4 protein-coding genes are annotated in these 8,400 nt (G+C 45.7%); 1 reads left to right on the forward strand and 3 read right to left on the reverse strand.

The window, feature by feature from the left end:
* Window positions 1-22: 22 nt before the first annotated feature.
* The 3 genes from PUQ00_RS24095 to PUQ00_RS24105 form a co-directional block, all read right to left on the reverse strand.
* Window positions 23-2,692, reverse strand: a complete 2,670-nt coding sequence (locus tag PUQ00_RS24095; RefSeq protein WP_300421572.1) for an S-layer family protein — start codon at window positions 2,690-2,692, stop codon at window positions 23-25.
* Between the two features lie 74 nt (window positions 2,693-2,766).
* On the reverse strand, window positions 2,767-5,175 hold the full coding sequence (locus PUQ00_RS24100; protein WP_300421578.1) for an S-layer family protein: 2,409 nt from the start codon (window positions 5,173-5,175) through the stop codon (window positions 2,767-2,769).
* A 120-nt stretch (window positions 5,176-5,295) separates the two neighbouring features.
* Window positions 5,296-7,098: a ShlB/FhaC/HecB family hemolysin secretion/activation protein gene (locus PUQ00_RS24105; protein WP_300421573.1), complete on the reverse strand. Its 1,803-nt coding sequence runs from the start codon at window positions 7,096-7,098 to the stop codon at window positions 5,296-5,298.
* 338 nt (window positions 7,099-7,436) lie between these two features.
* On the opposite strand from PUQ00_RS24105, the gene PUQ00_RS24110 reads away from it, so the two are divergent.
* On the forward strand, window positions 7,437-8,027 hold the full coding sequence (locus PUQ00_RS24110) for a thioredoxin family protein (RefSeq protein ID WP_300421575.1): 591 nt from the start codon (window positions 7,437-7,439) through the stop codon (window positions 8,025-8,027).
* Window positions 8,028-8,400: the final 373 nt, after the last annotated feature.

Consider the following 8,400-nt stretch of genomic DNA (forward strand, 5'->3'; position numbering starts at 1 on the left):
CCATTTCCAGTGTAGGAACTAATTAGTTTGATACCGCAGCACAGTTTAAAGATGGTTGTACATGGGCTATTTGAGCAGCAATTAACTCAATTTTACCGTCAGCGTTGCGATGCCAACCTGTAGCTTGGACGAGAGTTTCTGGGGTTAGGGGTATTTGGACCGTGACTTCGCCGATTTTGCGGTATGCAGAGAGATCGCGGATATCAGACCAAGTGCGCTCGCTCGTCACTTGTTGAAGGGGATTTTGCGGGATTCCACCCCGTCCCGTGGCGACAAAACTACTACCATTCGTATTAGAACAACCTGTAGCAATTTGTTGTGATGAGTCTGTTAAGTTTACAGGTAATTCGACTAAACCAGAACTGGGGTCAACTCCAAAATTATTGATATCTACCGTACCGTTAACCCCAAATTTGGAACTGGCGGTGATGTCGTTTTCTAGGGTGAGTTCGTTACGGTATTTTAGCCCGAATATGCCTTGGGTGTTGATTTGAATGTTGCCCCCATTACCTTGGAATGCGTTGGCGATGATATCGCTATTTTCCCAGCCGACGATGATGGGAGAGTTAATGGTGATGTTGCCCCCATTGCCAATACCACCTGCATTAGTAACAATTGAACTACCATGAGCCATGATTAAGTCATTTGCCTGGATAAAAATGTTACCGCCTTCACCCTGAACAGTAGCGGCAGTAATTTTACCACCATTGTCAAGACGGATTGAACCTGCATTAATTTCTAGTTTTCCAGCATTGCCAATGCTTTGGTGGTCAACACCAACAATCGCCCCATCTGTAATCTGCAAGCGTGGGGTGTTAACAACGAGTTTACCTGTGTTACCTGTGATCACATCTGGTAATCCAAGTAGTCGCCGAATGGGTGGTGCAGGTAATTCGGCCCTAGCACCAATTCGACTTGGGAGACGAGAAATATTACTCACTCCACTGACTTCAACGGTGTCAGAAGCATTGATTAGCAAATCCCCTCCATTGCCGCTATTTAAGGTAGATGCAATGATACCTCCTCCATCCTGTATTCTCAGTTTGGCAGTATTAATAGTTAATTGGCCTGCATTTGCTTGGCTAAATGTGGTAACGACTATGAGGCTATCACGCAAATTTTGCCCCATCACTTCGATGAAATCAGCAGCATTAATCGTGATCTTACCTGCCATACCATTAGACACGCTAGCATTGTCGATCTCAGCACCATCTAAAATCTGCAATTTTTTGGTAACTACTTGAATATCACCACTTTTCCCCGAATTGGTGGTGTTAGTAATCAGTGAACTGCTCAATCCACTAATAGGTGATAATCCCACAATTTGAAGCAAATCTCCAATTTCCATCGAAATATTACTTCCTGAACCTTTACCAAAATTGAATCCATCAACAGTACCACCATCGTAGAGGAATACTTGGGAGGCAGAAACCAAAATATTACCCCCAGCACCATCGCCCAAATTATCAGCACGCAATCCAGTTTGTGTAAATCTATCAGTGCCAACTCCCCCTAGTTGCAATGACTCACTAGCATTAACGCTAATGTCGCCGGAATTATTGCTTCCTTGATTAACTAATAGGGCAGCAGACCCATCTTGCAAGCTAATATTTCGACCCTGGAAATGAATAGAACCCGCACGGGTGCCACTGGCATCGGCAAGGGATTGATGGGACAGATGAATATTCCCAAATTGTTTTATATTGCCATAATCAAAATTCCAATGAGGAGAAGAGGTGTTGAGATTAACTGTGCCATTACTGGCGCTACCGAGTTCAATATGTCCAGAAGGTGCATTTAACACTCCACCATCTAAGGCTACTTCTCCCCCTATCAATGCCAAGTTATTACCAGAGGTAACGCCTAATCCTACAGGATTGTTACTTCGATCCAGAGGAGAAACTATAGCATTACCAATACTAATTAAACGGTGTCCGGTGTTTTGAACGGTAATATCTCCCGGATTTTGCCCCATTTGTAACCCAATTGGCACACTCATCGTCAACAACGGCGTAGCACTGGGATTAGTCGCACTAAACTCTATTCCATCAGCAAACTTAATGCTATTCGCCGTTGTTCCCACAAACGAGCCGCCAATATTCAACGAGGCATTTTGACCAAACACAATCCCCGCCGGATTCATTAAAAACAAACTTACCTGATTATTACCATTGAGAGTTTGAATTAAGCCATCAATATTGGAAACATTTCCACCTGTAACTCGGCTAAATATAGTTGTAATATTTGGTGTGTTAGTTAAATCAAAAGTTGCTGAACCATTCGTAGGCACAGAGAAATTAGTGAAACTGTGAAATAAATTATTACCTTTTTCAATACCATTAAGAATGATAAAATTGTTACCGCTTTGGTTGACAAGGGTATTAGTTGTACCATCGGATGTTACCTGAGCGATCGCGCAGCGACTCCAAAGGAGTATCGCTGGTAGTACCACGGAACTCAAGAAGCCGATTGTGAGTGTAGATAGAAAAGCGTAGACGCTTCGCGGTGAGGGGGTCGCAGTCTTCTCTGCAAGACGCTGCGCGTTGGCAGAGCCTCTCCAAGAGTTGGCGCTTGGCGTCGTTAGCACAGCGTTAGCGAGTCTTGTCTGCGACACGCTGCGCGAACGAACGTCTTGTGACCCCCCGAACCCGTTGGCGCAGCCTCTTGTAGAGTTGGGCTTGTCGTTAGACATCGCTCTCATACCAAAAACTTCCTTTAACTGATTTCAAGTTAGAGTTCCCTTTTCGGACATGATTAATAACATAATTAAATTTTGCCAACAGCAGCACAGTTTAATGGTTGTTGCACCTGAGTAGAAGGTTTATCTGCAACTAACTCAATTTTGCCTTGGGCATTGCGATGCCAGGAAGTAGCTTGGATAAGAACCTCTGCGGATTCAGGTATTTGGGCTGTAACTTCCCCGATTTTGCGGTATGCAGAGATGTCGCGGATATCAGACCAAGTGCGCTCGCTCGTCACTTGTTGAAGGGGATTTTGCGGTATTCCACCCCGCCCCGTCGCTACAAAACTGCTGCCTTCACTACCCGCACAGCCTGTAGCAATTTGCTGCGATGGGTCGGTGACATTTGCTGGTAGTTCGACTAAGCCGGAATTTGGAGCGATACCGATAGTATTAACTTGAACAGTGCCACTCACGCCAAATTGGGAACTGGCACTGATGTCGCTTTCTCTTGTGAGGCGATCGCCCAACTTCAGCCCAAAGACGCCTTGGGTGGTAATGTTGATGTTACCGCCATTACCATTAAAAGCATTAGCAATAATGTCACTGTTTTCTAAGCCGACGATAATCGGTGCATTAATGTTTATATTACCTCCATTACCATTACCGCCTGCTGTTGCGGCGATCGCGCTCTGGTGACGCAGCACCAACAATTTTCCAACTTCTAAGGTGATATTACCTCCATTACCTGATTGTGTTTGTGCCTGGATGCTTCCTTGACGGTCTAATCGGATGGTATTTGCTGTGATTTTGAGACTGCCACCATTGCCACTACCATCATTGGTAACGCTCACAGCCCCGCCATCTGTCAGCATCAGGTTTGGTGTGGTGATCCTCACAGTACCTGCATGACCTGTAGATGTACTATACAATACATCAAATCGTTGCTGTAATGTTGGGCTTAGGCTCAGGACGGACGAGGTGATGCCGCTATTGGGGATGCCGCTATTATTTATTACGTTATTACTGCCAATAATTTGGATGGATTCTGTGGCATTTATCCTGAGATCTCCGCCATGACCGGCAGAAAACGAACTTGTGGTAATTGCTCCCCCATCTCGCAGATACAACCTGGCTGTATCCAATGTTATGGTTTTAGCGTTTCCTGTACTGAAAGTAGTTGAGCCAATTCTAGTACCCATAGGTGCCGAGTTGCTTCCACTGACGGTAGTATCCATGTTGTGAATGACTACTTGACCACTGTCACCGCTACCACGGGATATTGAAGACAGCCCAGCACCATTGGATACTAGTAAACTATCGCCATTCACCAAGACATTACCTGCACTTCCAGAACCGAAGGTACTGGTGTTAATCACGCTACCAGTTGAACTGATGGGCGAGAAGCCAGATATCTCCAGCACTGAGGCATCAACCTGGATATTGCCACTGGTAGCTGTTCCAAAAGTAATGTTATTTAATGCTGCTCCCTGCTGAAGGCTGAATCGGGGAGTAATGACGCTGATGTTCCCACTTGTTCCAATGCCTAAAGTTTCACTGCGAATTCCGCTGAGTGTACCAGTCACATCGATTCCTGCTGATGCTTGCAGATGTAGATTCCCGCCAGGAAAATTACCGAGATTTTGTGCTAATACTAGGGAGCTATCGGTAACTTGAATGTGTTTACCCTGCACCTGCACGGAACCTGCATTTACCCCACTGACATCTAGTAGAGATTTCTGGGCAAGTTGAATATTACCAAAGTTTTGCCCATTGCCATACACCAGTGTATAACCCTGAGTGGTTGGGACGAGGCTAACTAACCCTGCCTCGCCCAAACTACCCAATTCAATCCGTCCTTGTTCGGCAGTCAGAGTTGCCCCATGCAAATTTAGAGTACCACCCACCAACGCCAGGGTTTTTTCAGGCTGTACCCGCAGTTGTGTGGGACTAGGAGTGCGATTGATAGGAGTCCGACTATTGTTAAGTGTTAAGGTATGTCCTGTGCCTTGAATGTTGATCGGTGCGGGATTGCTACCCATTTGCAAACCAAGGGGAACATTGATACTCAACAACGGGGCTGATTGAGAATTAATTGCGCTCAACTCAACACCATCGGCAAATGTAATACTGTTGGCAGTTGTACCAATAAACGATCCGCCAATATTCAATTGAGCATTTGCGCCGAAAATAATCCCACTGGGATTGACCAAAAACAGATTAGCGCTACCATTCGCGCGTATTAAACCATCAATTTGCGAAACACTGCCTCCAGTGACGCGGCTGAAGATATTTTGCACATCTGCGGCGTTGTTAAAGAAAGCAGAGCCGTTACTAGGAACTGAGAATTGGCTGAAGCTGTGGAAGAGGTTGTTGCCAACTCGATTACCGTTGGTGATGGTAAAGTTATTGCCAGTTTGAGAGACATTAGTATTCAATGTGCCATCAGGAGTTACCTGGGCGTTGGCAAAGGCGCACCAAAGTGGCATTAACATCAACGGCACTATTCCACCGCACAGAACCAACCAAGTAGAGATCGTTGTTATCGCCAAGCCTTTATTTATACGTTGCATTTAGGACACCAAAACGGTATGGTCTTGAACCGATCGCCTCGCTCAAAACGGCGAATACTGCACCGAGAAGTACAGCCCATTTTCTTGGAGCGATCGCCTTTCACCGTCCACTGAGATTAGGGGAATACCCCAATCTAGGCGAACCAAGAAGTCATCGCCCTGTTTCCACAACAGCCCCAACCCAGTACTAAAAAGCGTACTCGGTGATGGATTTTCGCCCTTGACATTCCAGCCTTTGCCAAAATCAATGAAGGGTGTTAGTTGCAGCACCCCGCCAATCTTGGCAGCGCGGACAATGGGTACTCGAAGTTCTGCCGAAAATAACAAACCATTATCTGTGAGTAATGCGTCTTGGCGATAGCCGCGTACACTTAGCTGTCCACCCAGACCAAATTGCTCCAAAGGCACTAAGGAATCTGCCGCCAATTGCAAATCGCCCCTGACTAAAAATAGAGTGTCGGGTGCTAATTGCCGTACCCACTGCGCCTGTCCGCGCCAGGCAAAAAAGCGACTATCTGGTTGATTATTGCTGACATTAGCATCGAACCAATCTACGCCAAAGCTGAATTGCGATCGCGCCGCAAATACATACTGGTTGCTTCGCTGGGTATATTCTTGAAAAAAGCGCAGGGCAGAAATATTGGTTTTTCCGTTTGCATCCGCACCGGGGGAGAGTCGAAACGGCCCAATGTGATCAATACCCAACTCAGTTTGGCTTGACTGGCGCGAGAATAACAGCCCGATTGCCAACTCTTGGGTTGGTTTTTGCAGCAGTGGTTGTCGATAGCCCAATTCGTAATACTGGGTATTTGATTGAATATCAAGGACGCTGAATGGCTTTTCAATAACGTGGTTCCATCCCTGGTTAAAACCAAAGAATACAGTGCCATTGTGGGCATTAATCGGTAGCGTGTAATTGGCATTGATTGTATTACTACCATCGGTATTGGCGTATCCCACGCTCAAGGTATCGCCCAAACCGAGTAAATTGGCTTCTTGCAGATCCACTCCCCGGCGAAAACTGCCCACACTTGGCGATCGCCCATTATCCAGGCTTGCCGTCAGCTTAAAGGTATCAGCTTCTTCAACTTCAACTTGCAACAGATTAGTTCCCGGATGCACACCTGTTTGCAACTCGGCTGACAGGTTTTGAATCCGCGGGTCGAGGCGGAGTAGTTGCAGCTTTTCGAGTAAGCGTGGTATATTTAAGGGTTGGCCAGCACCAAGTTGAATGCGATCGCGAATGTATTTGCTGCTCAATCGCCGATTACCGATAATCTTGATTTCTTGCACACTCCCCTCGATCACCTGAATTTTGATCACTCCAACTTCTACTGTCTGCGGTGTAATCAATGCCCCAGTGGTTACATAGCCGTTATCAGTGTAGAGCTTCGTGATGGCATCTCTAACTTGCAACAACTCTGCAAACGTCAGTTCCCGTCCCACAAATGGAGCCGTGACAACCGCAAACTGTTCTGGTTTGAAAACTGTACTACCAACGACTTCAATGCGATCAACCCGAAATCTGGCATTCGGGTCATCCTGTCCCGGAATTGGCTGATTCGGTACTTTTGGGGATGGGAGCAATTGATTGTTATCTGGTAGCTTCGGCAGCACATCCGTTGGTAAGGGAGTGACAGGAACATCTTCTAATCGACCAGGCGGTAACGTCTGAGGATTAGGAGTTTGGGCCGCAGCTACGCCCGTCGTAGACATCGCATCCTGATAGTTGCATAATACTGCTGCTATCACAAAGCTGAGTGTTAGAAATCCAGCAAAAATCCTCAGTTTGCCCACCAACTTGCCGACCTCTGGCTGATTTCTAACCAAGGTTTTTTTAATCATTAATTTGTAATTAAATAAATTCCAGATTGAATCTTTAATACCTGGAATGTATAAGTAAATACGTAGCAGATACTATATCTAACTTAAATTTTTCGATGAAGAATCAGTAATATTACTATTTATTTGACACTTCCCCGTTTATAAAACGGGGGATTCTTGGGTCAAAAGGGAGCTATTGCTTAACCCCTCGCCAAACATCGTAATTTTTTCTTCAAGAGGTCACGGCAATAACGTAGGGGTTGCGAGTATTCGAGCGTTACTCTAAGTTGTTCCCATTGTCCTCTTCTGGTCAGCTAAACTGAAGAAGACATGGCTTAATAAGTTTTAATAATTCTGTTATGAGTACTGATTCACCTGTTAATTCCCCCGATAAGTCGGAATCCACATTCGGGACGCGTTTGAGAAACTTCTTAATTGTAATGGTCGCGATCGCCCTCAGCGTTGCCCTCTTCTTAGGATTGCGAACTGAAACAACCTCGGCTTCCCTGGCGAAGTTAAGCGATACCTCCACACCGTTAGAAGTAGCAATCAGCAACGGCAAACCATCTCTAGTAGAGTTTTATGCTGATTGGTGTACTGTCTGTCAGAAAATGGCACCAGATATCACCCAACTAGAAACAGAGTATGCTGACAAGATGAATTTTGTGATGCTGAATGTGGATAATATCAAGTGGCTACCGGAAATGCTGAAATATCGGGTGGATGGGATTCCCCATTTTGTATTTTTGAGTCAGCAAGGGGAAACCATAGCCGAAGCGATCGGTGATCAACCCCGGACGATTATGGCTAGCAACTTAGAAGCTTTGGTTACTGGCTCGTCTCTCCCCTACGCTCAAGCTAGCGGGAAAGTTTCTAAATTCTCAGCCCCAGTAGCACCAACGGCTAGTCAAGATGACCCCCGCAGTCATGGCAGCCAAGTGGTAAATTAGCACTTTGGAGGCATGGGGTAGGAGAGCAGGAAAAGAGCGATGTCTACGATGGGCGTAGCTGCGGCGCACCTTTGTTGTATAGCATCTGCACAATATTTTAGAACTATTAGACATTTGGTGAAATTAAATATGCGTTATCTAGAACCCTTGTAGAGACGCGAAATTTCGCGTCTCTACATTCTTTTTCAGAGATGTCTATTGAATATATCCGTTTGCTCTTCCCGCCTCGGCTTTAAGGCAACATATCGCCCCTTCGGGGAAGTCAAAAGTCAAAAGTCAAAACTTAAAAGTAAGAACCCCATACTTCGACAAGCTCAGTAAGGGACTTCCAAGGAATAAATTACTCAAGAAAATTATAAGCTGATATCTAAAC

Source organism: Nostoc sp. S13 (assembly GCF_029379315.1).
Lineage (GTDB): Bacteria > Cyanobacteriota > Cyanobacteriia > Cyanobacteriales > Nostocaceae > Nostoc.